Here is an 836-nt window from a genome sequence, read left to right as displayed (position 1 = left end):
AGAGAATGATGGGGTGCTGTCACTTGAAGCTGCAGAGCAGGATGTGCATGCTTATGGTGGGAATGTATTCACCACGACACTCGACCAAAAGCAAGAACTACTTTCTACATTACGTTCACTTTTTCCTAGTATCGAGTTTGTTAAGATAAAAAGGTTGAAAGATAAATATAAACACCCTGTTTATCAGCAAGAAGAAGAGAAAGCGGCTGAGTAAGTAGTATAGCGTTCAATAACTCACTTCAATTCGGGAAGAGTGAATGATGCGTACCATTGAAGTGAGAGTAGACTAAATGATCTCAAATGAAACAGTCGAACGATTAGAAGAGCAACTGTACACAGATAGAGTTGAGTACAACTGGGAGCAAGTCGGTCCAGATGGGAATTATTCCCCAATGGTTCGATGGGCTCTCTCTCTAATGATTGGTTTGTTTTTGCCAACGTTTTTAATGATTGTTAGTGATGCGTCCTGGTGGAGTGCTGCTTTTTGGTTTTGCTTCACTTTGGCTGTGATGGGAGTTTTGATAACAAGATATCTATTTATTCCTGACAAGCACCGTTGTTATTATCTAACCTCTATGGGTATTCATTACACAGAAAAAGACATGATCCCCGATGTTGCGTATCAGGTGGTGCGTGGTTTTGCGTGGGTGGGGATCGTAGTCTGTATTATTGCCGTGTTTGTGCTTGGTCCTCTTGCGTTTGTTGGGGCAGGTGGTTTTGCGTTGATGTCGTTTGGCATGACGAATTTTCGTCCTAATGTAAATCACTCTTATATCTTGATTTCTGAGCGTACGGTTGTGTTTGACTTAGAGAATGATGGGGTGCTGTCACTTGAA

Annotated in this window: 1 protein-coding gene and 1 pseudogene; both read left to right on the top strand. The window is 41.9% G+C overall.

Annotated elements, in window-relative coordinates:
- Positions 1 to 214, top strand: a pseudogene (locus BZJ21_RS16375) (hypothetical protein); the annotation flags it as partial.
- Between the two features lie 76 nt (positions 215 to 290).
- Positions 291 to 836, top strand: a 546-nt coding sequence (locus BZJ21_RS15375; RefSeq protein ID WP_131826358.1) for a hypothetical protein, incomplete at its 3' end; no start/stop codon positions are given.

It is taken from the genome of Salinivibrio costicola subsp. alcaliphilus, from assembly GCF_001996185.1.
Lineage (GTDB): Bacteria > Pseudomonadota > Gammaproteobacteria > Enterobacterales > Vibrionaceae > Salinivibrio > Salinivibrio costicola.
The sequence above is the reverse complement of the archived record's forward strand: the minus strand, read 5'-3'. Positions and strand labels throughout refer to the sequence as shown.